22 protein-coding genes and 1 riboswitch are annotated in these 25,507 nt (G+C 30.9%); of the genes, 16 read left to right on the top strand and 6 right to left on the bottom strand.

The features are described 5' to 3' along the window. The first annotated feature begins 679 nt into the window (after positions 1–679). From bsdtw1_RS14845 to bsdtw1_RS14805, 9 genes are all read left to right on the top strand, one after another. Complete coding sequence (locus bsdtw1_RS14845; protein ID WP_183278335.1) at positions 680–2,770, top strand: sensor histidine kinase; 2,091 nt, start codon at positions 680–682, stop codon at positions 2,768–2,770. 307 nt (positions 2,771–3,077) lie between these two features. Beyond that, a complete protein-coding gene (locus bsdtw1_RS14840) occupies positions 3,078–4,238 on the top strand; it encodes an ABC transporter substrate-binding protein (RefSeq protein ID WP_183278334.1) in 1,161 nt (386 codons plus the stop codon). A gap of 558 nt (positions 4,239–4,796) precedes the next feature. After that, complete coding sequence (locus bsdtw1_RS14835; RefSeq protein WP_183278333.1) at positions 4,797–5,948, top strand: ABC transporter substrate-binding protein; 1,152 nt, start codon at positions 4,797–4,799, stop codon at positions 5,946–5,948. Positions 5,949–5,983: 35 nt separating this feature from the next. Beyond that, complete coding sequence (locus tag bsdtw1_RS14830; protein WP_183278332.1) at positions 5,984–6,859, top strand: branched-chain amino acid ABC transporter permease; 876 nt, start codon at positions 5,984–5,986, stop codon at positions 6,857–6,859. Between the two features lie 8 nt (positions 6,860–6,867). Further along, complete coding sequence (locus bsdtw1_RS14825; RefSeq protein WP_183278331.1) at positions 6,868–7,824, top strand: branched-chain amino acid ABC transporter permease; 957 nt, start codon at positions 6,868–6,870, stop codon at positions 7,822–7,824. Further along, positions 7,824–8,600, top strand: coding sequence for an ABC transporter ATP-binding protein (locus bsdtw1_RS14820; RefSeq protein ID WP_183278330.1), 777 nt, complete (start codon positions 7,824–7,826; stop codon positions 8,598–8,600). The genes bsdtw1_RS14825 and bsdtw1_RS14820 overlap by 1 nt, the downstream gene beginning before the upstream one ends. A 1-nt stretch (position 8,601) precedes the next feature. After that, positions 8,602–9,306, top strand: coding sequence for an ABC transporter ATP-binding protein (locus tag bsdtw1_RS14815; RefSeq protein WP_183278329.1), 705 nt, complete (start codon positions 8,602–8,604; stop codon positions 9,304–9,306). A 161-nt stretch (positions 9,307–9,467) separates the two neighbouring features. Then, entirely contained in the window at positions 9,468–10,427 is a 960-nt protein-coding gene (gene uvsE, locus bsdtw1_RS14810) for a UV DNA damage repair endonuclease UvsE (protein WP_183278328.1), read from the top strand. Between the two features lie 100 nt (positions 10,428–10,527). Then, positions 10,528–11,055: a WCX domain-containing protein gene (locus tag bsdtw1_RS14805; protein ID WP_183278327.1), complete on the top strand. Its 528-nt coding sequence runs from the start codon at positions 10,528–10,530 to the stop codon at positions 11,053–11,055. 156 nt (positions 11,056–11,211) lie between these two features. Here the strand turns inward: bsdtw1_RS14805 and bsdtw1_RS14800 are convergent, their stop codons facing one another. Continuing rightward, the gene (locus bsdtw1_RS14800; protein ID WP_244638225.1) at positions 11,212–12,117 is read right to left on the bottom strand and encodes a DMT family transporter; all 906 of its coding nucleotides are present in this window, start codon (positions 12,115–12,117) and stop codon (positions 11,212–11,214) included. Positions 12,118–12,257: 140 nt separating this feature from the next. Between bsdtw1_RS14800 and bsdtw1_RS14795 the strand changes: the two genes are divergently transcribed. Next, positions 12,258–12,773: a peptidoglycan recognition protein family protein gene (locus tag bsdtw1_RS14795; RefSeq protein ID WP_183278325.1), complete on the top strand. Its 516-nt coding sequence runs from the start codon at positions 12,258–12,260 to the stop codon at positions 12,771–12,773. A gap of 281 nt (positions 12,774–13,054) precedes the next feature. On the opposite strand, the gene bsdtw1_RS14790 is transcribed toward bsdtw1_RS14795, so the two are convergent. The 3 genes from bsdtw1_RS14790 to bsdtw1_RS14780 form a co-directional block, all read right to left on the bottom strand. Further along, the gene (locus bsdtw1_RS14790; RefSeq protein WP_183279822.1) at positions 13,055–14,287 is read right to left on the bottom strand and encodes a DEAD/DEAH box helicase; all 1,233 of its coding nucleotides are present in this window, start codon (positions 14,285–14,287) and stop codon (positions 13,055–13,057) included. Between the two features lie 392 nt (positions 14,288–14,679). After that, entirely contained in the window at positions 14,680–16,038 is a 1,359-nt protein-coding gene (locus bsdtw1_RS14785; RefSeq protein WP_183278324.1) for a PFL family protein, read from the bottom strand. Positions 16,039–16,073: 35 nt separating this feature from the next. Beyond that, positions 16,074–16,343, bottom strand: a complete 270-nt coding sequence (locus bsdtw1_RS14780; protein ID WP_183278323.1) for an ACT domain-containing protein — start codon at positions 16,341–16,343, stop codon at positions 16,074–16,076. A gap of 309 nt (positions 16,344–16,652) precedes the next feature. Further along, positions 16,653–16,744: riboswitch (glycine riboswitch) on the bottom strand. Positions 16,745–16,961: 217 nt separating this feature from the next. Here bsdtw1_RS14780 and cbiB point away from each other — a divergent pair. The 4 genes from cbiB to bsdtw1_RS14760 all read left to right on the top strand — a co-directional run bounded on the left by cbiB (position 16,962) and on the right by bsdtw1_RS14760 (position 22,094). Further along, positions 16,962–17,924 (top strand): adenosylcobinamide-phosphate synthase CbiB, encoded by a 963-nt coding sequence (gene cbiB, locus bsdtw1_RS14775; protein WP_205245286.1) that lies wholly within the window; start codon positions 16,962–16,964, stop codon positions 17,922–17,924. Next, positions 17,905–18,978 (top strand): pyridoxal phosphate-dependent aminotransferase, encoded by a 1,074-nt coding sequence (locus bsdtw1_RS14770; RefSeq protein ID WP_183278322.1) that lies wholly within the window; start codon positions 17,905–17,907, stop codon positions 18,976–18,978. Before cbiB ends, bsdtw1_RS14770 begins: the two co-directional genes overlap by 20 nt. A 199-nt stretch (positions 18,979–19,177) precedes the next feature. Further along, the gene (locus tag bsdtw1_RS14765) at positions 19,178–19,738 is read left to right on the top strand and encodes a nitroreductase family protein (protein WP_183278321.1); all 561 of its coding nucleotides are present in this window, start codon (positions 19,178–19,180) and stop codon (positions 19,736–19,738) included. Between the two features lie 403 nt (positions 19,739–20,141). Beyond that, entirely contained in the window at positions 20,142–22,094 is a 1,953-nt protein-coding gene (locus tag bsdtw1_RS14760) for an elongation factor G (RefSeq protein ID WP_183278320.1), read from the top strand. Between the two features lie 181 nt (positions 22,095–22,275). On the opposite strand, the gene bsdtw1_RS14755 is transcribed toward bsdtw1_RS14760, so the two are convergent. Further along, entirely contained in the window at positions 22,276–22,758 is a 483-nt protein-coding gene (locus bsdtw1_RS14755) for a CarD family transcriptional regulator (RefSeq protein WP_183278319.1), read from the bottom strand. A 213-nt stretch (positions 22,759–22,971) separates the two neighbouring features. Beyond that, complete coding sequence (gene infC, locus bsdtw1_RS14750; protein ID WP_371874702.1) at positions 22,972–23,505, bottom strand: translation initiation factor IF-3; 534 nt, start codon at positions 23,503–23,505, stop codon at positions 22,972–22,974. A gap of 241 nt (positions 23,506–23,746) precedes the next feature. Here infC and bsdtw1_RS14745 point away from each other — a divergent pair, with 241 nt between their 5' ends. Both bsdtw1_RS14745 and bsdtw1_RS14740 read left to right on the top strand, forming a co-directional pair. Further along, complete coding sequence (locus bsdtw1_RS14745) at positions 23,747–24,622, top strand: response regulator (protein ID WP_183278318.1); 876 nt, start codon at positions 23,747–23,749, stop codon at positions 24,620–24,622. After that, complete coding sequence (locus bsdtw1_RS14740) at positions 24,604–25,068, top strand: chemotaxis protein CheX (RefSeq protein ID WP_183278317.1); 465 nt, start codon at positions 24,604–24,606, stop codon at positions 25,066–25,068. Before bsdtw1_RS14745 ends, bsdtw1_RS14740 begins: the two co-directional genes overlap by 19 nt. The last annotated feature ends 439 nt before the right edge of the window (positions 25,069–25,507 follow it).

The following is a 25,507-nucleotide window of genomic DNA, read 5'->3' as shown; positions in this document are numbered from 1 at the left end:
TATTAATAACAAAAATTGCCATAAATATATCTAAGTTATATAGTGTTTTGATAAAAGTAATAAAGATGTACCGCTTTATTATAAAAGTTATTTATAAAATTGATATAGATTTTTAGAGGAGAATTTGAAAATAGTAATTTTAAAATGAGGCTATACATCTCCGTAAGATTTAGAATGATTAAATTGAAATTATTATTAACTAAAATATAATTTCAAGAGAAAGTCACTAATTAATAAAACGATAAGACCTATAATAACTGTTATTGTTACTTCTGGTGGTATAAAGCTTTTTATCTTCATATAGTTCACCTCTTCAATTTAATTATCACTTCCAAAATAAACAGTCTGAACAAAGATAACATTTTTATAAGGGTTGCGAAAATAAAAAGTGTGAATTGGAAGTGCTTACTAGTAGTATTGTCACTCTATAGCTAATTAATCTATCTAATATTATTTTTTAAATAAATATTTATTTTAGGTGTTGTTAAAGCTCCGTCCAAGTTTTTACACTAAATTCATTTGCTTTCAAACAGTGAAAAAATAATCTGAAATAGGGTTATATGACGAAAGATGTCGTAAAAAGATGTAATAAATTGGTAGGTAAAATGAAGGGAAATAATACTGATTATAGAATAATATAATTAATAATTTAGTTGCTTATAGAGGAGATGATTAAGATATGGTAAGGAACAACCAGCAGTTGTTAAGCAACTGTGATAGTAAGAATAATTTAGAAATGCTCCACGATTCGTTAAGCTATTTTATGAGAAATAATAAATTCTATGTTGATTTACTAGATGGGTTATTAGAAGCGGTTATTATCCACAGAAATAATAAGATCGTCTTTGCCAACAGATTTGCATTAAAGATGTTTTCTATAAGCTCTTTCGATAAAATTATAGATAGAAACTTTACAGAATTCGTAGACAATTACTTTGTTTCATATAGTAATTCAAATGAGGAAAACCAAGAGAGTAATAATTATAACGCTAAATTAATTGATGGTGATTGCGAACATAATGTAAAGATAAAAAATTCTAATATTACATTTGATTATGAGGAATATAATATTACATATATTCAACCTAGCTTTAATGTGCCAAACAATGATGCTAATAAAGAGATACTTCATAAAGAGATAATTGAAAAGAGCAATTATGTTGATAATAATATAATGAAATCAATTGATGATGAAGCAAGTAAGTGGGAGATAATTAATAAGTTAAAAAAGGGGATTGCTGTATATAGAAGCTATAATGAAGGCAAAGATTTCTCAATAGTGTTTATGAATGAAGTAGCTGAGGAATTGATAGATATTAAATATTCTGACTACCTTAATAAAAATATAACTGAAGTTTTTCCAAACTTAGTTAATAGTAGGTTCTTAAGAGTAATTAAGAGAGTATATACTACTGGAAATAATGAGAACGCATCATTTAAACTATATAAAGACAATAAATATAAACTTTTTAATGGTAACTATTTCTTTAAGCTGAAAAATGGAGATGTTGTTTCTGTATTTGAAAACATACAGGAAGAAATATTTTATGATTCAAAATATAGAATGCTTTCTATGTTGTTTGATAAATCGAAAGATATGATACTCTTTATAGGTAATGATGGAGAAGTTTTGGATGCAAATAAAGCGGCATTAAAACTTTATGGATATACGAAAAGAGAGATTGTAAATAAAACAATTTTTGATCTATCAGCCTCAAAAGCAAAGGGAATAATAAATAAACATATACAGTTAGCTGCTAGAGGTGGTATTTTATATAATACAGTTCATAAGGATAAGGATGGTAGAGAATTTATTGTTGAAGTAAGTTCAGTGGGAATTATAATTAATGATAAGAAAGTAGTTTGTAGTATTATTAGAAATATTTCTAGTAGAAATACATCCTATATAGATATGGATGTGATAAGACAAAATGAAATAAATCAAAATAGATATGAAGATTATATATCAAAGCTTATGCCAATTCTAGCACATGAACTAAGAACTCCACTTAATATATTGATGTGTTCTTTGCAAGTGTTAAACCTTTATATGAAGGATTCAAATACCATAGAAAATAATTTGTCAAAAATAAATTATAATTCCTCTGTAATGCAGCAGAGTAGTTATAGATTATTAAAACTGATTAATAATATAATCGATTCAACCATAATAGATTCAAATGGGTTTAGACTAAGTTATAGGTTATATGATATTGTGGAGATTATCGAGGATACAGTTTTTATTGTAAGTAATTATGTAAATGAAAATGTTAAGAACAAGAATATTGAAATTAATTTTTTTACTAGTTTAAGTTCTAAATTTATATATTTAGATTTAGAAAGGCTTCAAAATATACTATTAAAAATATTATCGAATTCAGTTAAGTTTTCAGAAGATAAAAATAAAATATATATTTCTATTGGTGAAGATATGTCTGAAAACTTAGAAATTGTGATTTATAACATGGGAGCAACATTGGATGGTGAGGATATTCAACACATATTTGATAAGTTTTCCTTTAATAAAAATAAGTTGGCAAAGAGTCATGAAGGTGTTGGACTTGGATTGTTCATCGTAAGAAATATAGTAGAGCTACATGGATGGAGTATTGAGGCTCATAATTGTGTAGATATGTCTGGCAGTAAATTTGTACTAAAAATACCATACAATAAACATATGAAAGCGGATGAGTTAGCTAGAAAGACACAATACGATATTTTAGAAGAAGAATTAATTCAAAAAATAAAAATCGAATTTTCAGATATATAGCTAAATTTTTAACAATTTGATCATATATTGAGTGTGTGATTGAATTGTTTTTTTATTTATTAACATATTATTAATATTTTTATCATTTTAAAATTGAAGTATATAAAAAAACGTTTACTAGAAAGGGTTATTTATTAAATTATCAATAAGATGGCTAATAATGTGTGCATTATCTAATTTATAAACGTTAATTATAAATATTTATTAAAAAAATATGAAAAATGTTATTGATTTTTCATTAATTAATTGTTAATATAAATAAAAAGACACGTATAAAAAAGCAATGTATAAAAAGGGGGACTCAATTATGAAAAAGAAGATACTTGTAGCTACACTAGCGGTAGCTATGGTTGCTAGCTTGTTTGTAGGTTGTAGCAGCAAAAAGGATGGGGCAGACGGAGCGAGCGGAGATGTAATAAAGATTGGTTCTATAGCACCACTTACAGGTAAGGTTGCAACATATGGACAATCAGTTAAGGAAGGGGTTCAATTAGCTGAGAAAGAAGTTAATGATAAAGGTGGTATCAACGGTAAGAAAGTCCAAGTCGTTTTTGAGGATGACCAAGCTGACCAAAATGCAGCGATTAATGCTTTCAATAAACTAGTTGATGATGAAAAAGTTTCAGCAATAATAGGAGCTGTTACATCAGGTGCTACGTTAGCAGTTGCACCAAATGCAACACAATCTAAAATCCCACTTATAACACCAACTGCAACAGAACCTACTATAACAAAAGTTGGTGGAGAGTATGTTTTCAGAAGTTGTTATGTTGATTCATACCAAGGTCAAGTTATGGCTAGATATGCAACTGAAGGTCTTAGTAAGAAGACAGCAGCAGTTCTTTATAATGTTGGGTCAGACTACTCAAAAGGTATAGCAGAAGCTTTCAAAGCAGAATTTGAAGCAAAGGGTGGAAAAGTTGTTGAGTTCTCAACTTACAACAATGATGATAAAGATTTTAACGCACAGTTAACAAAGATAAAAAGCTCAAATGCAGATGTTTTACTTTTACCTGACTACTATAACGTAGTTGGTCTTATAGCTAAGCAAGCTAAGGCTGTAGGAATAACTTCTCAATTACTAGGTGTAGACGGATGGGATTCATCAGACTTATATAAGATAGGTGGAGATGCAGTTAAGGGTGCTTTATTCATAAATCATTACTTCCCAGGTGATTCAGCTAAAGAAGTTCAAGATTTTGTTGCGGCATATAAGAAAGATTACAATAAAGAACCTGATGCACTTGCTGCTTTAGGTTATGATGGAGCAAAACTATTGTTCAAGGCTATAGAAGATGCAAAGAGTACAGATGGAGATAAGATAAAGGATGCTTTAGCCAAGGTAGAGTATACTGGAGTTACAGGTAAATTAAAGTTCAACTCAGAAAGAACTGCGGTAAAAGGTGCTGCAATTCTAAAAGTTGAAGGAGAAAAGAATTCACTTGTGACAAAGGTTGATCCTAAGTAATAAAAAGTTATCTTGAGTATAAAACTACAAAGGTAATTATAGAAAGAGTATTTCATTAATTTGAAATACTCTTTTTAACTGTAAAGGAAATTATAAAATTTTTATGCTGATTAAACCTAGATACTTTAATGCTTTCAGAAGCTTTTTATGGCGATACAGTAAAAATGAAACTTACTTGCCTCAAGTTTCCTCATAGTCATTCGGAAAGTCAGATGCGCAAAAAAATCACGGGATAAAGTTGCTTCAATGATTTTACATAAACAAAACCTCAACTCAGATTTATTACGAAATAAATGAAATAATATAATATTTTATAGCTATATTAACATATTATTAATATTTTGAGTGTTTTCAAATTGATATATATAGAAAAACGTTTTCTTGCAAGGCTAAAATGATAAATTAATAAAAAATAGCTAATATATATAATTATTATCTAATTTAAAATGCGAAATTATGGCTAATTAATAAAAAAAGATGAAAAAAATTATTGATTTTTTATTGATTAGTTGTTAATATAAATAAAAAGGACTGTATAACATCAGGGGGGGCTTAATTATGAAAAAGAAGATAATTGTAGCTACACTTGCGGTGGCTGTGGTTGCCAGTTTATTTGTAGGTTGCAGCAGCAAAAAGGAATCAGAAGATTCAGAGGTTATAAAGATTGGATCTATTGCACCGCTTACAGGAAAAGTTGCAACATATGGACAATCAGTTAAGGAAGGCATTCAATTAGCTGAGAAGGAAATAAACGAAAAAGGCGGTATTAATGGAAAGAAAGTTCAAATAATTTTTGAAGATGACCAAGCTGATCAAAATGCATCTATTAATGCTTTTAATAAATTAGTTGACGATGAAAAAGTTTCAGCAATAATCGGGGCAGTTACCTCAGGAGCAACACTAGCAGTTGCGCCGAATGCAACACAATCTAAAATTCCACTTATAACACCAACTGCAACAGAGCCTACTATAACAAAGGTTGGAGGAGAGTATGTTTTTAGAGGTTGTTTTGTAGATTCATATCAAGGAGAAGTTATGGCTAGATATACAGCTGAAGGTCTTGGTAAGAAAACTGCAGCAGTTCTTTATAATGTTGGCTCTGACTATTCAAAAGGTATAGCAGAAGCATTCAAAGCAGAATTCGAAGCAAAAGGCGGAAAAGTTGTTGAGTTTTCAACTTACAACAATGATGATAAAGATTTTAATGCACAGTTAACAAAAATAAAGGGTACAAACCCAGATGTACTACTTTTACCTGATTACTATAATGTTGTTGGTCTTATAGCTAAACAAGCAAAGGCTGTAGGAATAACTTCTCAATTACTAGGTGTAGATGGATGGGATTCAGCAGACTTATATAAAATAGGTGGAGATGCAGTTAAAGGTGCTTTATTTATAAACCACTACTTCCCAGGTGATACAGCTAAAGAAGTTCAAGATTTTGTTGCAGCATATAAAAAGGAATACAACAAGGAGCCAGACACTTTTGCACCTTTAGGTTATGACTCGGCAAAAGTATTATTTAAAGCTATAGAAGATGCAAAGAGTGTTGATGGAGATAAGGTAAAGAATGCTCTAGCTAAGGTTGAGTACACTGGAGTTACAGGAAAATTAAAGTTCAACTCAGAAAGAACAGCAATAAAAGGTGCTGTAATATTGAAAGTTGAAGGAGAAAAGAATTCGCTTGTGACAAAGGTTGAACCTAAATAATTAAATGATAATTAAGAATATATAGGGGGACTACTATGGAGTTACTACAGCAATTGATTAATGGACTATCACTTGGAAGCATATATGCTCTGCTAGCATTAGGATATACAATGGTATACGGTATAATCCAGCTTATAAACTTTGCACATGGAGATATATATATGATTGGTGCTTTTACAGGTTTCTTTGTGGCTACTAAGCTAAACTTATCATTCCTACCAACTATGATAATAGCTATGGTTGTATCAGCAGTTTTAGGAATTGTAATAGAGAAAATAGCATATAAACCACTTAGAAAATCACCTAGAATAACGCTTCTAATTACAGCTATAGGTGTATCGTTATTACTAGAAAATGGAATGAGATTTATAGTTGGGCCTTCTCCGAAGAGCTTCCCAAATCTAATCGAGTCTGCAAAAATAAATATAGGTTCTCTTCAAGTAACCAACATACAGCTTATAACTCTAGGAGTCTCATTACTTCTAGTTGTACTACTCCAGTTTATTGTATACAGAACAAAAGTTGGTAAGGCTATGAGAGCAGCTTCTTTTGACATAGAGGCAGCATCCCTAATGGGTATAAACGTAAATAATACCATATCATTTACTTTTGCTTTAGGATCTGCACTTGCAGGTGCAGCTGGTGTTCTAGTAGCACTTGCATGGACTACAATAGATCCTTATATGGGAATGATGCCTGGAATCAAAGCCTTTGTAGCGGCTGTACTTGGTGGAATAGGGGTTATCCCAGGAGCACTTATTGGCGGGTTGTTTATGGGAGTAGCAGAGACTTTAACTAAGGCATATATATCTACAAGACTTTCAGATGCAATAGCTTTTTCAATATTAATTATAGTTCTACTTATTAAGCCTTCAGGTCTTTTAGGCAAGATAACTAGAGAGAAAGTGTAGGTGACAGCATGAAGAAGATAGTGAATTACTTAATATACGCAGTTCTAATAGTAGGAATTTTCTTTTTGCTTAATTATTTATTGCAAGAAAGAATTATAAACAGATTTTATGGTGGACTTATTACCTTAGTATGTATAAATATAATATTAGCAGTTTCCTTAAATCTTATAACTGGGTTTACTGGACAATTATGTTTAGGACATGCGGGATTTATGTCAATAGGAGCGTATACTGCAGCAATACTTACAGCAAAGTTACAGTATAGCTTTCCAGTTGCATTAATTGCAGGCGGAATATTAGCTGCAGTTGTAGCATTAATTGTAGGATTACCTACTCTAAAGCTTAAAGGTGACTATTTTGCTATAACTACCTTAGGTGTAGGTGAAATTATAAGAGTTATTCTTACTAACATTGATTATACTGGAGGACCAAGAGGGTTTACAGGGATACCTCTAAAGACAACTTTTACTTGGGCATATTTCATAATGGTTGCTGTAGTTATAATAGTTTTTAATATAATACATTCGGCTCAAGGAAGAAGTATGATTGCAGTAAGAGAGAACGAGATTGCAGCAGAAGCAATGGGAGTTAATACTGCAAGATACAAAGTTACCGCATTTGTAATAGCAGCATTTTTAGCAGGTGTTGGTGGTGGTCTTTATGCTCATTACTCTAGGTTCTTAATACCAAGTTATTTTGATTTTATGAAATCTATAGAAGTTTTAACTTTCGTAGTTTTTGGTGGTATGGGTTCTTTATCTGGATCAATAATAGCAAGTGGTATATTAACTTTCTTACCAGAACTGTTAAGACCTATAAAAGATTTCAGAATGATTATATACTCAATTGCATTAATAGTTCTTATGATATTTAGACCACAAGGATTACTAGGAACTAAAGAAGTAAGTTTTAGCATATTCAGTAAGTTTTTGAAAAAGGAAAGTAAGGAAGGAGGAGTGGTGTAATGTTAAAAGTTGAAAACTTAACTATTCAATTTGGTGGACTTAAAGCAGTATCTGAGTTTGCATTAGAGATAAATGAAAAAGAAGTTGTGGGACTTATAGGACCGAATGGAGCGGGAAAGACTACGGTATTTAACATGCTTACAGGGGTTTATTCTCCTACTGAAGGCTCAATATCTTATAAAGGTGAGAAGATACATGGATTAAAGCCATATTGCATTACTCAAAAGAAGATAGCAAGAACCTTCCAGAATATAAGACTTTTTAAAAGCCTTACTGTTTTAGATAATGTTAAGATATCCTTTGGTTATAGTGTTAAATATAATCTATTTCATGCAATTTTTAGGACTCCTAAGTTCTTTAAGATTGAAAAAGAGATTGAAGAAAAATGTCTTGAACTTTTAGAAGCTTTTGGCTTAAGAGATAAAGCTTTTGATTTAGCTAGCAACCTTTCTTATGGAGAACAAAGAAGACTAGAGATAGCTAGAGCTTTAGCTGCTGGTCCAGAATTACTTCTTCTAGATGAGCCTGCAGCAGGAATGAATCCACAAGAAACACAGGATTTAATGAGAATGATAAGCTGGATTAAAGATAAATTCGGTGTATCAGTACTTCTAATTGAACATGATATGAAATTAGTTATGGGTATTTGTGAAAAGATTGCTGTATTAGATTATGGTAAAAAAATTGCAGAAGGAACACCGGAACAAATTAAAAATAATCCAAGAGTTATAGAAGCTTACTTAGGTGAAGCTTATACAAGTGAGGAGGCTATATAGAATGCTTAAGGTTAACAATTTGAATGTTTACTACGATGGAATACACGCCCTTAAGAATATAAATATAGAAGTAAATGAAGGGGAAATAGTTACACTAATTGGAGCTAACGGAGCAGGAAAGACATCTACACTTAGAGCTATTTCTGGACTTACTCCTTACAAAACTGGTGACATTCAGTTCAATAATAAGACTATAAAGAGTGTTCAACCTCATAAATTAGTAGGCTATGGAATAGGTCATGTACCAGAGGGCAGAAAGATTTTTGCTAATCTTTCAGTTAAGGAAAATCTTGAACTTGGTGCCTATCTTCGTAACGACAAAGATGGAATCAAAAAAGATTATGAAATGATATATGACAAATTCCCTAGACTTAAAGAAAGAATAAACCAGCTAGCTGGTACCCTTTCTGGTGGTGAGCAGCAAATGCTTGCTATAGGTAGAGCTCTTATGAATAGACCAAAGCTTTTACTTTTAGATGAGCCATCCATGGGACTTGCACCTATAGTAGTAAAGAACATTTTTGATACAATACAGGAAATAAATAAAGGCGGAACTACCATATTATTAGTTGAGCAAAACGCTCATATGGCTTTATCAATTGCAAACAGAGCATATGTTTTAGAAACAGGAAATGTAGTTTTAAGTGGAAATGCTGATGCAGTTCTTAAAGATGAAAAGGTAAGAAGTGCATATCTAGGTGAATAAAAAGCTTAAGGCTATTCAGATATCTTTAAACATGTTATAGAATAATAGAATAGAGAAGTATTAAAAAGTATTTTAATTATATGATTAAGATACTTTTTTTATTCTTTAGGAAATAATACTTTTAGAGAAACATAATAATTAATACTAAGGGAGATGATAAAGTGATTTTAAGACTAGGCTATGTGGCTATTGCTTTAAAATTGCCTAAAACAACTTCATCAAGTACAGTTACTTATGCAACCTATAGTAAACTTACTAATGAAGAGAGTAAGATGAATAAGCTAAAAGCAACCACACTTTCAAACTTAGATAATCTATATAAAATACTGCAATATAATGTTGAAAACCAGTTACATTTTTATAGAATAACTTCTGCATTAATACCACTTGCTACTCATCCGGAGGTTATGTGGAAATATAGAGAGATGTTTTCTAAAGATTTTAAAAGAATCGGAGATTTAGTTAGAAAAAATCAAATGAGAGTAGATACACACCCTGATGAATTTAATGTTATTAATTCTCTTAGAGAAGATGTAGTGGTTGCAACAGAGAGAAACTTGTGGCCACATGTACATCTGTTTGAAGATATGAACTATCCAGAAGGAAAAATGGTGCTTCACGTTGGAAGTAGTGCTGGTGGAAAAGAAGAGGCGTTAGAACGGTTTGAAGTTAATTTTAGAAAGTTTCCAAAGGAAATAACGTCAAGGCTTATGATCGAAAATGATGATAAAACCTTTAATGTAAGAGAAGTACTTTCACTTTGTAAGGATATAAATGCACCAATGGTATTAGATGCTCATCATCATTTGTGCAATAATGATGGTGAAGAACTTAAAGATTACATAAGTGATATTTTTGATACGTGGAAAGACCAGAGTCTTCCTGCAAAATTTCATTTTTCTTCTCCAAAAGAAAGTGAGAGGGATAGAAAGCATGCAGATTTCATCGATCCTCAGGCTTTTATAAGGTTTATAGAATTGTGTAGAGAGGTAAATAAGGATATGGACGTCATGCTTGAAGCAAAACAAAAGGATCTTGCAGTATATCAGCTAGCTGATGATATAGAAAAAATAAAACCGGAATGGAAAAGAATTGATGTTAGTACATTTGAGATAAAATAATGGCTTGGTTACATAACCCTAATAATATAAAATAAATATATTGTTATTTGTCACTACGGATTTTATAATATAAATAAAGTATATGGAAAAAGGTGATGTTATGGCAAGTAACTATATTAAATTTTATACCTTTTTTGACATTTTAAGTAAATACAGTAATGATAAGAATATGCTATCTATGAAAAAAATACTACTGATGATGGAAGAACGAACTGGAGATAAGATTGACAGAAGGACTATATATGAGTACATAAAAAATTTAAAAGAACTAGGTTATGACATAAGTGACTATTCAGAGAATAAGAAAGGGTATTTTTTGAAGCCTTTGGTGGTTAGTTCAAACAAAACTGCTAATAAATTCGCTGATTATAAGAAGCAAACTAAAACAGATATCACAATTGAATTTGATAATGACCTCAAGGATGAACTAATAAGTGAATTTAAAGAAAGTATTGATTTACTGAGGGAAACAAATACAACTTTTTTTGCTGTAGTTCATATGGTATATGATAAGTCTCTTATAGGATGGATATTAAGTTTTGGTAGCAAAGCAAAAGTTATGGATCCTCCTGAATTGAAATATGCAATTAAGGAAGAAATTAGCAAATTAAGCGAAACATATTCCTAAGAAATTATAAAGTACTATCAGAGATTAAGATTTAATTGCTCTGATAGTGCTTTTATTTTTTGCAGCTGTTAAAGATTTGTAGAATCATCGAAATCTTTATTTTGAGCCTAAGGATTGAAGTAGTTTATCTTCTTAAGTGGAATAGATATCCCGTTTCTATAAAAATAATATACCTACACCAACTATTGTAATTAAAGCACCGATTACTTCTTTTACAGTAGTTTTTTCTTTAAAAATCACAATTGAAGCAGGTATAATCAATATTCTTGAAATTGATGTTATGGTAGAAGAAATTCCTGTTGTAGTATATTGTACTGATAAAAGGGACAGTGAAACTCCTAAGAATGGACCGAATAACGAGCCTATTGTTATATTCCTCATAGCAGTAGTATCCTTACAGGCTTTAAAAAGGTTCTTCCATCCTTTAGCGAAAGTTATAACTATGCCGAAACCTATTATAGCAGCAATTATACGTATTTGAGTAGCTGCAAAAGGGTCATAGCTTCCCATTCCAAATTTGCTGAAAATCAAACCAAATGCTTGTCCAAAAGCGCCTATAAGTGCGTATATTAATCCTTTTATAGGATGAGAAAGTTTGATTTTTTTCTCTCCTGAATCTTTAACTAAAATAACTAAAGCTATACCGCCTAAAGTTATAAACATACCAAGCAAATCCTTTAAAGACAAGGTTTCGCCTAAAATTAGAAAACCTGCTAAAGCTGAGATTGGTGGAACTGTAGCCATAATTAAAGTTGATAATCTAGATCCTATTTCTACATAAGCTTGAAATAAGAAAAGATCGCCAATAACAAATCCTATAAGTCCAGAAACAAAAAGCCATGTCCAGTTCTGTAAAGAAGCATCGAAAGGAAGAAACATACCTCTTGTTACTAAAGTATAAATACCAATAAAAATAAATGCCAATATTAATCTTATGTAATTTACAGATAGAGATCCTACCTTTTTGCCAGCTGTTTCAAAAGCTATTGGTGAAACAGTCCAACATACAGCTGTGGCTAAAGCCGCTATTTCTCCTATGTTTGAATGAAACAATTTGTCCACCTCCAAAGTTGATAAAATTTTTTTCACGTACAATTTATATTAACACAGTATAGTATTAAATTACTACATCAATTTATAAATTTGTGTCACTGAGAGGTGAAAAACATAAGCTAATATAGAGAAATATTAAGGAGAATGAAATGAATAAATTTCATAGAGCTTTAAACCGTTTATTTAATAGACAAACCCAACCAAAGATAGTTGAGGTAAACTACAAATGGGCAAAACCATTACAATTTACAATGAAGCCTCAAATGTTAGTATATCATCATACTGTTGAGATAGGGAAAACTCCTCAGGAAATACATCAGCTACATGTAAATAGAGGGTGGGCTGGAATAGGCTATCACTTCTATATAAGAAAAGATGGGACAATTTATAGAGGTAGACCTGAAAATGCAGTTGGATCACATGCACCAGGATTTAATAATATAGCTTTAGGAATAGCTTTTGAAGGAAACTTTATGGTGGAGAAACCAACACAGCAGCAAATAGATTCGGGGATAATACTATCTAAATACTTAGTAAAGAAGTACGGAATAAAAGATCTAAGAAGGCATAAAGATGTAAAACCAACTACTGAGTGTCCAGGAATTAACTTCCCATTTGATTATATTAAATCACAAGTTTTAGGGGGAGGTAGCAGAGCTTTATAGATATATGTAGATTTGTATGCAGTACACAAACTTAATAAACTATATCGTTGAAACAGCGTTCAGTGATATAGTTTATTTTTTACTGTAAAGAAGAATATATAAGTCTTATGATAACCAAACCTAATAATTTCAAGTGTTTAAGATGAAGTTTTAAGAAATACAGTAAAATGCAAATCTTATTCGTATGTAAGTTTTCTCATATATATTCGGAAAGGCAAATGCACAAAAAAATCACTGAAGATAGTCGCTTCAGCGATTTTTTGACATAAAAGTAATGGAAATTACTTTTTCTTTTGGCCTAGATTCTTAGTTATAGTTTTCTTCTTTTTATTAGGATTAGATTGATAATTATCATGCTTAAGTTCTTTTGCTTCGTCTAATTCTAATATTTCTCCCTTATAGATATCCTTTTGTGTCATTTTGATATTGAAGGTATTTTCGAATTTATGTATTGTTGGTATTTCTCTATCAGTAACTATTGATATAGCTGTTCCACTTTGACCAGCTCTGCCAGTTCTACCAACTCTATGCAAATACTCTTTAGGATCCTCAGGAAGGTCTAAATTAAATATATGAGTAACTGCCTTTACATCAAGTCCTCTAGCAGCAATATCTGAGGCTACTAATACTTGATATTTTCCATTTCTAAAGCCTTCTAAAGCCTTCTTTCTATCTTCCTTAGTACTAGTTCCGTATATTCCATAAGCTTTTACCTTGTGGTACTGAAGCTTTAGTGTAGTGTCTTCTGTTTCTTCACTTTTATTTATAAAGACAATTGCTTTTTTGGTACCGGAGGCGTGGATTAACTTTCTAAGTACTTCCATTTTGTCTCTGCGCTCAGTTACAACAAATAGATGATCTATAGTTGAACTTACGCTATTATCCTCATCTAGCTTAATTAGTATAGGGTCCTTCATTATTTCTTTTGCTGCCTTTTCACTTTCTGGAGTAATGGTGGCAGAGAAAATCATTATTTGTCTATCTCTAAGTGTGGACTTAATTATATCTTTTACTGCAGCAATATTGTTATCATTTAATAATCTGTCGCCTTCATCTATAACGATGGTCTTAACTGTATGAGCACTTATTTTTTTTAACTTAATTAGTTCCAATACTCTTCCAGGAGTACCTACAACTATGTGTGGTTTCGCCTTTAAGTTTTCTATCTGTCTTTTTATATTAACTTCACCAATTATGGAAGTTGAGTTTACTGGCAAAGTAGAATTTGTAGCTAGAAGTTTTATTTCTCTATCTATCTGCATTACTAATTCATGAGTAGGGGCTAATATAATTGCCTGCATTTCTTTTTTTGAAGAATCTACTTTGTTGAAGATAGGTAGTAAGTAGGCTAAGGTTTTTCCACTTCCGGTCTGAGATTTTCCTATAATATCTTTGTTTTCTAGCGCAATAGGAATAACCTTTTCTTGAATTTCAGTAGGGGTTGATATTTGTGACTTCGCTAAACCCTCGATAAGAGTTACAGGAAGTGATAGTTTTTCGAATGAGCTCACAATAATAATCTCCTTTATTATACGATTTAAGCATGAATTATAACTAATTTTATTAATAAGATACAAAATATAGATATTCCAGTTCTATTATATAAAGTTAGCTGACAACTCTGTTAACAATTGATGGTAATTTACATTTTAAACTGAACAGTATATCTATAATTATTAACAATAGATATACAGTTAATAAGTATAGTAAAAAAACTCACATAAGTCTACACATAGTATAGTAATTTGTCAAATATAACTTTTTTTATTCTTTTTAAATCTATAATCCAACTAAATATATGGATAAATATTCGTAACGGATTTAAAACATAATACAGGTTAAACGATAAAAAACCACTGGCAGTATTAATATACCTATCCAGTGGTTAATATTCTAAATTATTATTTTAGTTCTTGAAGCTATGGATAGGTGCAGGCATTCTACCGCCTCTTTTTATAAAAGCTTCAGAAGAATATTTGCTTACAGCCATAATTGGAGCAGTTCCTAGAAGTCCTCCAAATTCAACTTCATCACCTAAGGTTTTTCCATATACAGGGATAATTCTTACTCCAGTAGTCTTGTTATTTATAACTCCTATAGCAGCTTCATCTGCTATTATACCTGAAATCGTAGAAGCAGGAGTGTCGCCTGGTATAGCAACCATGTCAAGACCAACTGAACATACACAAGTCATTGCTTCTAATTTGTCTATGCTTAAGGAACCATTTTTTACTGCTGCTATCATACCTTCATCTTCGCTTATAGGAATGAAAGCGCCACTTAATCCTCCAACATGATAAGAAGCCATTACGCCACCTTTTTTAACAGCATCATTTAGCATTGCTAATGCAGCAGTTGTTCCATGACAACCACAGCTCTCTAATCCCATCTCTTCTAGTATTCTTGCAACTGAATCACCAACAGCTGGAGTAGGAGCTAAAGATAAGTCGATTATACCAAAAGGAGTATCTAATCTTCTTGAAGCTTCGTGAGCTATAAGCTGACCAGCTCTTGTTATTTTAAAAGCAGTTTTCTTAATTGTTTCTGCCATAACATCGAAGGATTCACCTCTAACTGATTCTAAAGCTGCTTTAACAACTCCAGGACCACTGATACCTAAATTTATTATTGCTTCTGCTTCGCCTACACCGTGATATGCTCCTGCCATAAATGGATTGTCATCAACTGCATTTGCAAATACAACTAGTTTAGCACAGCCAATAGAATCCCTATCTCTAGTTAAATAAGCAGCTTGCTTTATTATTTCTCCCATGTGTGCAACTGCATCCATATTTATTCCTGATTTAGTACAGCCAACATTTATAGAAGCGCACACTTTATCAGTAACTGCTAGAGCTTCTGGTATAGAATCAATTAGTATTCTATCACCCTTAGAATAACCTTTTTGAACTAGAGCAGAAAAACCACCGATAAAGTTTACTCCAACTTCTTTTGCAGCTTTATCAAGAATTTTAGCATATTCAACATAGTTAGTATCGCTAGAACTTTGAGCCACCAATGAAATAGGTGTAACTGCTATTCTCTTATTTATAATAGGAATACCGAACTCAGCCTCAAGCTGATTTCCTACTTTAACGAGATTTTCAGCTCTCTTAGTGATTTTATCATATATAAGTTGTCTTGATATCTTTCCATCGCTATGACAACAATCTAGAAGAGAAATCCCCATAGTTATAGTTCTGATATCAAGTTTTTCTTTTTCAATCATGTTTATGGTTTCAAGTATGTTTTGAGTATTTATCAAAATTAATTCCTCCAGTATGATGATATTTAGATTTGTTAGATAGTGTGCATTGAGTTGAAAAGAGCTTCTTGTTGAATTCTTATTGATACATCCAAGTTAGTGCCTAAAGTATCTAAAGCGTTCTTTAGTTCTGAAAAGTCCATAGTTGCGTTTGAAAGATCTGCAAGCATTACCATAGTGAAGAATCCATCAAGCAAAGTTTGAGTTATATCTAAAACATTAACATTACTTTCTTTTAGTACAGAAGTAACCTCATATATTATTCCTACTTTATCCTTTCCTATAACAGTTATTAGTGATCTCATAGAACCATCTCTCCTTAATAATTTTATTTTTGTAATAAGTGCATGTTTTATGTATTGGGAATAAAAGAGTCGCTGAAGCGAACTTCTTCAGTGAGCTTTGTTTACATCTGCCTTTTAAAATATAAATAGGAAAAACAGGCAGGCGAATAAGTTTTGTTTTAGGCTTAAAAAATAGAAAAGCAATTTAAGTTGATAAGTTTAGCTGAAAAATTATATACTTTTCTATATAGTAAAAAAGAGCCTAATATTAGTATTAGCCTCTGAAGATCGAATATCAAAAAGGATTATGCACAAAAAATGCATAAACGTTTCTAATGCTCTGTCCTTTTACCTGAGAGTTTCACCATGAAAATGGCTTTCCCCTTCGGTGCTCAAAAAAGAGTCTCTCCAGAGTTCCGTCCAATAGCGGTTTAAAATATATCCCGCTACCTTCTACCGGAATTATTAAATTAATAAGATTATATCATAAATATTTATATTTTCAATAAGTAAAACTAATTTATATTAATTATTGACTAAATACTACCTAAAGTGCTACGATTTATGTGATTTTCTACTTTATATTATTAGGTAGTCAATTAATTCGATAATCATAATAAAAATAAGGAAGAATAGTTTATGATAAGTATATGTATAGCATTAATAGTTGATTTTATTTTAGGAGATCCATACTGGTTTCCGCACCCAGTTAGATTTATAGGAAAATACATAAAACTGGTTCAAAATTTAGTAAAGAAGATGGAACTAAAGAATACAGCTTTAAAGGCAGCTGGTATTATTTTAACCATAACAACAGTATGCTTATGCTTTGGCATAACCTATTTTATACTTGCAATAAGTAAGAGTATTTCAATCTATTTATATATAATAGTCAATATTTTTATAATGTGGACAACTATAGCAGCAAAATGTTTGGCAAGTGAAGGGCTTAAAATATATAAGATACTAAAGCAAGGAAATATAGTTGAAGCAAGAAAACAACTTTCTTATATAGTTGGAAGAGATACGGAAAATCTAGATGAGAAACAGATTGCAAAAGCAGTTATAGAGACAATATCAGAAAACTGTTCGGATGGTATAATAGCTCCTTTATTTTATATGTTTATAGGGGGAGCACCTTTAGCTATGGCCTATAAGGCTGTAAATACATTGGATTCAATGGTTGGATATAAAGAAGGAATGTTTTTAAACTTTGGATGGGCATCTGCTAAATTTGATGATATTGTGAATTTTATACCGGCTAGAATTACAGGAATAATGATGGTGATTGCTGCATTTATATTAAGATATGATTATAAAAATAGTGCTACTATTTTTGCGAAAGATAGAAAAAAACACTCAAGTCCCAATTCTGCTCATCCAGAAGCAGCTGTAGCTGGAGCTTTAGGAATTGAACTAGGCGGTACTAACTATTATTTTGGCAAACCAGTGGAGAAGCCTACTATTGGTTTCAATAAAAGGGACTTACAAGTTGATTATATAAAAGATTCAATTAAACTAATGTATGGGTCTTATATATTATCAACTACATCGTTTTTTATAATAAAAGGAGTGATTATAAGTGGAATATCATGGTGGTAATATATATGAACATAATAAAGCTATAATTGATTTTAGTAGCAATATAAATCCTTTAGGTGTGCCACAGTGTTTTAAAGGTGCATTGCTTAAAGGTATTGCGGACTTCTCAGTTTATCCAGATAGAGAGTATAAAAAGTTAAGACAAAATATTGCAAGGTATATTGGTAATATATCTATTGAGAATATAATTCCAGGTAATGGTGCAGTAGATATAATTTATAGGGCATTGGAAGCTATTGAGTACAAGAGTCTATATATATCAACACCAACCTTTTCTGAATATAAGAGAGCAGGGGAAAAGGTAAAAATGGCAGTGAAAGAAATCAATTTATATGAACAGGAGTATGAGAAGATTGACTTAGGAGGCTTAATAGAAAATATTAAGGAACAATCTGTTGTTTTACTATGCAACCCTAATAATCCAACTGGTACTTTAATAGAGAAAACAGAGTTTTTGGAACTACTTAAAAATCTTCAAAAAACTAAGTCGTTTCTTATAATAGATGAAGCTTTTATAGAGTTTGCACCGAAGTTTAAAGATGCATCTATGGTTGAATTTATAAGTCAATATGATAATTTGCTTATTATAAGAGCTGCAACAAAGTTTTTTGGAATGCCAGGCATTAGACTTGGATATGGGATAACAAGCAATATTGGGCTCATAAATAGCATTGAAAGAAATATGGAACCGTGGAGCGTGAATACAGCTGCAGAAATAGCTGCTAGTTGCATTTTTGATGATCATGAATATATAAAAGCTACATTGGATTGGATTGGCTCAGAAAGACGTTATTTATATCAAAAGCTTAGTGAACTTAATGGTTTGAAGGTTTATAGTTCAAGTTCAAATTTTCTGTTTTTAAAGCTTTTAGATGAAAAAATGGATGCTTATGGGTTACAAGAAAAGCTCCTTGAATATAATATTTTGATAAGACTCCCAAAAGGCTTTAGTGGAGTTAGTAGATATAACTTTAGAATCGCTATAAAAGATAGAAAAAATAATGATATTTTAATTAGTTCATTAAAAGAAGTAATAGAAACAGATAACATTTAAGTTACTTTATTATAGTAGATTGTATAAAAATATTTGCTTTACTTTTGTTCTGAAAGAGATATAATAGATTATATGAATAAATTGCTACTATATACCAAACAATAGTTATTAAATAATTTAATGTAAGTATTTATAAAACTATAGTACAAGTTAAAGAGCAATTTTTATGAAATTATATAGTATTTAGGAGGCAAATAAAATGAGTGAGGCAATAAAAGTTTTATTAAACAGAAGAAGTACAAGAGTTTTTAAAGATGAGCAAATCAAAGATGAAGAGTTAGAGACAATATTAGAAGCAGGAAAATTCGCGCCAAGCGCTATAAACCAACAATCATGGCACTTTACTGTAATTCAAAATAAGGAAGTTATAGACTTACTTGCTGAAACATTTAGGGAAGTGCTTTTAAATTCAAATCAAGAAGCTATGGTTAAGAGAGCTCAAAGTGCAAACTTTAAGCCATACTATAATGCACCAACACTTATAATAGTTTCAGGAGATAAGAATGCTGTAGCTCCAAAGGCTGATTGCGGTGCTGCTACTGAAAACTTGTTGATTGCTGCAGAAGCAATAGGAATAGGATCTTGCTGGCTTGGAAGCTCAGATTACATATTCAATTCACCAAAGGCTGCTGAGCTTAAAGAAAAATTAGGAATACCTGAAACACATGAACCATTATATTCAGCTATTTTTGGATATAAAGCTAATGATAATGCAAAAGCCGCTCCAAGAAAAGAAAATACAGTTAATTATATAAGATAACAACATGTTATTATTTTAAGAAGGATGCAAAAGATATATAAGTCCATTTTTTAATGGATTCATATGTCTTTTGCTTTTTTTATTCTTTAGGAAATTATATCTCAATTATATCTGAAGATAATTATGCGAGCAGACTTAAGACATAGTATAATTTAAAGAATAAAAAAAAGAAGAATATGTCGCCTGCCAGAATTTCTTCATTGTGCACACAGCATTTGTATTAAGTTGAATTTTGTTAGCTTAAACAGTTATAATCAAAGATGTAATAATTCAATGTGAAGTTTATTAGTAAAACTTTAGCTGTTTATGACAAGTGAATTTGATAATATGAATTTGGTAGTGATTGGTGCAAATAAGCATGAATAGTAAGGTATATAATTTTTGTGTGACCGAGGGTGATTAAGTGAATAAGACAATTGGACTACTAGCTCATGTTGATGCGGGAAAAACAACTTTTGCTGAGCAGGTATTATTTACGACTAATAGTATAAGGAATAAAGGAAGAGTGGATTATAAGAATTCCTTTTTAGACAATCATAGCATAGAGAAGGAAAGAGGTATAACCATATTTTCTGAACAAGCAAATTTTAAGTATAATGGATCAAAATATTATTTACTAGATACTCCAGGACACATAGATTTTTCTCCTGAAATGGAAAGAGCTTTAAAAGTCATGGATTACGCTATACTTATAATCAGTGCTGTGGAAGGAATCCAAGCCTATACAGAGACTTTGTGGCATTTGCTCAGAATGCATAATATACCAACATTTATATTCATAAATAAAATAGATAGGGTTGGTTCTGATTTAGAAAAATTGATGATTGAAATTAGAAAACAGTTTACAGTAGACATAATGTATGTTGGTGAACTACTGAGAACTAAAGGCTTAAATGAATACCAGATAGAATTTATTGCTGATAGAGATGAAAATCTACTGGAAGCTTACTTTAATGGAACATACACAGTTGAAGGGTGTGTAGATTCATTGAGGTGCTCAATAAATCAAAACAAGTTATTTCCGATATTTAGTGGATCTGCATTACAAGATATTGGAATTAATGAGTTTTTAGATAACTTAGACTACCTGACGTATACTGATTATTCTGAGATAAATGAGTTTAGCGGTAGAGTGTATAAAGTGAAATATGATGAAAGAGGGAACCGAATAAGTTATATTAAAGCTACAGCTGGTATTTTAAATGTAAAAGATCAAATTAAAGTCTCTGAAGAAGATGAGATAGTTGAAAAGATAAATCAAATAAGAATTTATAATGGAAATAAATATATAACAACTGATAAGGTTGTTGCGGGTGAAATATTTGGGGTTACAGGATTAACAAGATTTAATGCAGGTGATGTAATAGGAGAAGTTGGTGAAAAATCCACGTATGACATGGTTCCTACTCTTAAATCAAAGGTAATTTTTGATAGGATGCTAAATGAGAAAGAAGTATTAAGTTATTTTAAAATTCTTGAAGATGAAGATCCTTCTTTGAGTGTAGTATGGGATGATATTTTAAAAGAGATACAAATACATGTTATGGGGACTATTCAGCTAGAAGTATTAAAAAAAGTAGTAGAAGAGAGATTTAAAATATCTATAGAGTTTGGGCCTTGTGAAATTTTATATAAAGAAACTATCCAGGAAGTAGCTATTGGATATGGCCATTTTGAACCATTAAAGCATTATGCGGAAGTACACATAAAACTGGAACCGGGAGAAAGGAATCAAGGTGTAAAATTTGAAAGCTTATGTCATGCAGATGATTTGACAGTAGGCCATCAAAATTTAATAAAGACTCATATTTTTGAAAAAGATCATAAGGGAATACTTGTTGGGGCTCCGATTACTGACATAAAAATTTCATTGCTTACAGGACGTGCTCATAACAAGCATACTAGTGGAGGAGATTTTAGAGAAGCTACACTAAGAGCACTAAGGCAAGGACTTGAAAAAGCAGAAAGTAGAATACTTGAGCCTTATTATAGATTCAGAATTGAAGTTCAAATTGAACAAATGGGAAGAGTGATTTCTGATATGGAAAAGTTAAGTTCACAATGTGAGCCACCTATACTTGAGGGGGAGAAAGTAATTATATTTGGTAGAGGGCCTGTTTCTAAACTTATGAATTATGGAATGGAATTTATCAATATAAGCAGTGGAAGAGGGCGAATTAGCTTTATTTTTGATGGGTATGATCTCTGTCATAACGAAGAAGAAGTAATAGCTAAAATTGCATATGATAAAAAAGCTGATATAGAGTATACTTCTTCATCGGTATTTTGTTCCAAGGGACAGAGTTTCATAGTTGATGGAAGCAAAGCAGAGAGTTATATGCACTGCTTACACTAACAAGTTAAAAATTGAGAAACTAAAATTCTAAAGCTTAGTTTAGCGTGTAGTCACTCTATAAAAGTATATAGAAAGGCTAAGTAATATAAATGAGATTATAAATATGATACGAATATGTAAGTGCAAAATAGGCTGCTGACTTTATGTCAGTAGCTTTTTGTAACAAAAATGATTTATGAACTTATGCTATGACTGAATTAATTAAGTTAGATGCCTCGGCTTCAGATATATTTCTTATTAAAGATATTTCTCCAACTAAAAGCTTTTTTGCGGTGTTTAACATTTGCTTTTCGCTAGAATTAAGTGGCTTCTTACTGTTTAGTAGTAGTAAATCACGAACTACCTCAGAACCTTCTTTCAGATCACCACTTTTAACTTTTCTTAGATTTGTTTGATATCTCTCTTTATAGTTAAGAGCATCATCTGATTGTGCATCATTTGTAGCAAAGCTTTGTAATACTAGTTCAAGTGTTTCCTCATCAGATATAGGTCTTATACCAGAAGTTGATATTTTATCTTGAGGAATCATAACCTGCATACTATTATTTACCATGTTTATTATAAAATAATTACACTTGACTTGAGAAATTTCTTTTTCTTCAACTCTGTCTATTATACCTGCACCTTGCATAGGATAAATAATTTTATCACCAATTTTAAACAACAGAACACCTCCATGTGAATAGTCTACTTAATTCATTATAATATATTAATGAAAAAATAGCAAATTTTAATGATATCACAAGATATGTGTAGATGTCAATAATTTCCCTTAGGAAATTTTAAAAAAGAAAATCAAGCATAAATCTATAGAAGAAGCCCATAAGCATGGGTGCTTATAGGCTTCTTCTATGGAATCAATTAATGAATAATCAATTTATTTACTTGTTTTTGGTGCAATAATTATGAACATATTTCTGCCTTCGAATTGAGCGGATTTTTCTATTACACCCAAATCTCCAATCTTGTTAATAAAAATTTCAAGAATCTTAGAGCCGGTGCCAGTAGCATTATTTTGTCTTCCTCTAAATCTAACTGATACTTTTACTTTGTTTCCACTAGATAAAAACTTTTTAGCATTATTACATTTTATATCTATGTCATGCTCTTCGATAGTAGGACTTAATCTTACTTCTTTAAGTTCTACTACTTTCTGATTCTTTTTAGCTTCTTTTTGTTTCTTTGATTGCTCATATAAATGCTTGCTGTAATCCATTATTCTGCATACAGGTGGAACAGCAGTGGGAGAAATCATAACCAAATCAAGATTTTGCTCTCTTGCTAATCTTAAAGCGTCTTCGGTTTTCATAATCTGACTATTCTCACCAGACAATCTTATTTCCTTACTTCTTATATTTTCATTTAAATCTAAATTTTTATTAATATACAACACCTCCAAAATAATAAGCATTTAGCTCATTATTTAATAGTATAACTTTAATCCATTTTATGCAAGAATTAAATTGATTTCTTACATTATTTTTTCATTTATTTCTATTAATATTCAGTTTATATGAACATAAAGTAATATTTGTATCACTAAAAAACTTATATTTTCTGAAAATATAATCATTTTTAAGTTAAATCCAGTCAAGAATATAGTAAAACACTCGATATTTACAATATATTATTTAGATTGGGAGTGTTTATTTATGGCAAAAACAAAAATTGTTATAGTTGACGATTCACCATTTTCTATTGCTATTATTAGAGATATACTTGTCGATAGTGGTTTTGAAGTTGTTGGAGAGGCTGGTTCACTAGAGGAAACTATTGAAGTAGTTAGTAGGGTTAAACCTGACCTTGTTACAATGGATATGACTATTCCTGGAACAGATGGATTAGAGTGTACTAGAGCTATTCATCAAATTGATGCTAATATAAAAGTTATTGTAATAAGCTCTATGATGGATGAGGAAATTGTAAGAAAAGCAAGGAAAGCTAAAGTATCAGGTTACATTCAAAAACCTGCAGATCCAGAAGAAGTTACTTTACTTATTAATAGAATAATGGCCAGTGAAGACCTTTATGGTGAACTGTTGAATTTATACTATCCTTGCTACAAAGAAGCATTTATGGATACCTTTAACAAAGTTGCAAAAACTATTCCTGATTTTAAAAAAGAATATAATGAAAATATTGGGCAGATATCCAAAGGCGTTTCTGTCGTAATTGGAATAATTGGTAAATACTCTGGAAGAATAATATTTGATATGTCCTATGAAACAGCAGAAAATATTGCTAAAACAGTTTTAAAGAGAGAACCCAAAAGTTTAGAAGAAGTAATAAATATGATGAGCGAGTTAAATAATATAATATCTGGACAAGGCTGCTCTATGATCAATAGAAAAAATAAGCTGTTTGGGCTGAGAGTAGCACCACCAGCAATATTTCATGGTGAATCGATAAATATATCTAAATCAGAACTTGATACAGTTACATCGTCTATGGTAGATACTGTATTTGGAGAGATTTATATGAGTGTTGGTTTTAAAAAGGAGGATGGAGAATGGATGTCAAATATATAAATCCTTTTCTTGATGCATTTTCTAACGTATTTCCTCAATTGGGAATTAATGATATAAGGAAAGGCTCTGTAAGAGTAAAAGAAGCTTCTGTAGAAAGTCCAGGGGTAATAATTATTTTAGGTATAATAGGAGATGCTAAAGGCAATGTTATATATACTACTACGATAGAGGCAGCAAAAAACATTGCACAGATTATGATGATGGGAATGCCTGTGCCAGAACTAAATGAGATGGCACAAAGCGCTATATCAGAGCTTACCAATATGCTTACAGCTAATGCATGTATGAGCTTTGAACGTGAAGGGATTAATATCGATATATCAACTCCTACATTAATGTATGGAAAGTTCACAGCTAAAGCAAGTTCTAATAAAGTGCTATGTATTGAAATGTTTGTTAACAATATGCCTTTTGAAGTAAATATATCGCTAGATAAATTATTATAATAAATAAAGTAATATATCTTTAAGCACAATAAAAAATAATACTATGTGCTTGTTTTAATTTTACTAAATGTATATAGGAAAAAGCAGATAGCAAAAGAAAACTCGCTGAAGAATGTAGCTTCAGCGACTTTTTTTGCTGTGTAGGAAGTATATAATTTTCTATATAGATAAAACTAAAACTTTAGTTGTGTTGCAAGCTTTTATAGGATATAAAGTAAAGAATAAAGCGTATTGATCCATTAGTTTTTTTCATGTACACTCAGAAAGGCTGATGGGTAAAAAATAAAATTTAAATATTTCGATAGTGTTTTGATAATATTATTTATTTTTATACTAATTACTTAGATATTGTTTAGCTATAAAATTAATTTGATATGTAAATAATATAAATGATATAATTTATTAAATAACCTATAACATAAGAGATTGGAGTGCTTAA

The sequence above is a fragment of the Clostridium fungisolvens genome (assembly GCF_014193895.1).
GTDB lineage: Bacteria > Bacillota > Clostridia > Clostridiales > Clostridiaceae > Clostridium_AR > Clostridium_AR fungisolvens.
Note: the sequence above shows the minus strand (reverse complement) of the source record. Positions and strands in the feature narration are given on the sequence as shown.

Coding starts and splice junctions, on each gene's coding strand:
- bsdtw1_RS14845 (WP_183278335.1), top strand. CDS start 680: ATGGTAAGGAACAACCAGCAGTTGTTAAGCAACTGTGATAGTAAGAAT.
- bsdtw1_RS14840 (WP_183278334.1), top strand. CDS start 3,078: ATGAAAAAGAAGATACTTGTAGCTACACTAGCGGTAGCTATGGTTGCT.
- bsdtw1_RS14835 (WP_183278333.1), top strand. CDS start 4,797: ATGAAAAAGAAGATAATTGTAGCTACACTTGCGGTGGCTGTGGTTGCC.
- bsdtw1_RS14830 (WP_183278332.1), top strand. CDS start 5,984: ATGGAGTTACTACAGCAATTGATTAATGGACTATCACTTGGAAGCATA.
- bsdtw1_RS14825 (WP_183278331.1), top strand. CDS start 6,868: ATGAAGAAGATAGTGAATTACTTAATATACGCAGTTCTAATAGTAGGA.
- bsdtw1_RS14820 (WP_183278330.1), top strand. CDS start 7,824: ATGTTAAAAGTTGAAAACTTAACTATTCAATTTGGTGGACTTAAAGCA.
- bsdtw1_RS14815 (WP_183278329.1), top strand. CDS start 8,602: ATGCTTAAGGTTAACAATTTGAATGTTTACTACGATGGAATACACGCC.
- bsdtw1_RS14805 (WP_183278327.1), top strand. CDS start 10,528: ATGGCAAGTAACTATATTAAATTTTATACCTTTTTTGACATTTTAAGT.
- bsdtw1_RS14795 (WP_183278325.1), top strand. CDS start 12,258: ATGAATAAATTTCATAGAGCTTTAAACCGTTTATTTAATAGACAAACC.
- bsdtw1_RS14780 (WP_183278323.1), bottom strand. CDS start 16,343: ATGAGATCACTAATAACTGTTATAGGAAAGGATAAAGTAGGAATAATA.
- cbiB (WP_205245286.1), top strand. CDS start 16,962: ATGATAAGTATATGTATAGCATTAATAGTTGATTTTATTTTAGGAGAT.
- bsdtw1_RS14765 (WP_183278321.1), top strand. CDS start 19,178: ATGAGTGAGGCAATAAAAGTTTTATTAAACAGAAGAAGTACAAGAGTT.
- infC (WP_371874702.1), bottom strand. CDS start 23,505: ATGCTTATTATTTTGGAGGTGTTGTATATTAATAAAAATTTAGATTTA.
- bsdtw1_RS14745 (WP_183278318.1), top strand. CDS start 23,747: ATGGCAAAAACAAAAATTGTTATAGTTGACGATTCACCATTTTCTATT.
- bsdtw1_RS14740 (WP_183278317.1), top strand. CDS start 24,604: ATGGATGTCAAATATATAAATCCTTTTCTTGATGCATTTTCTAACGTA.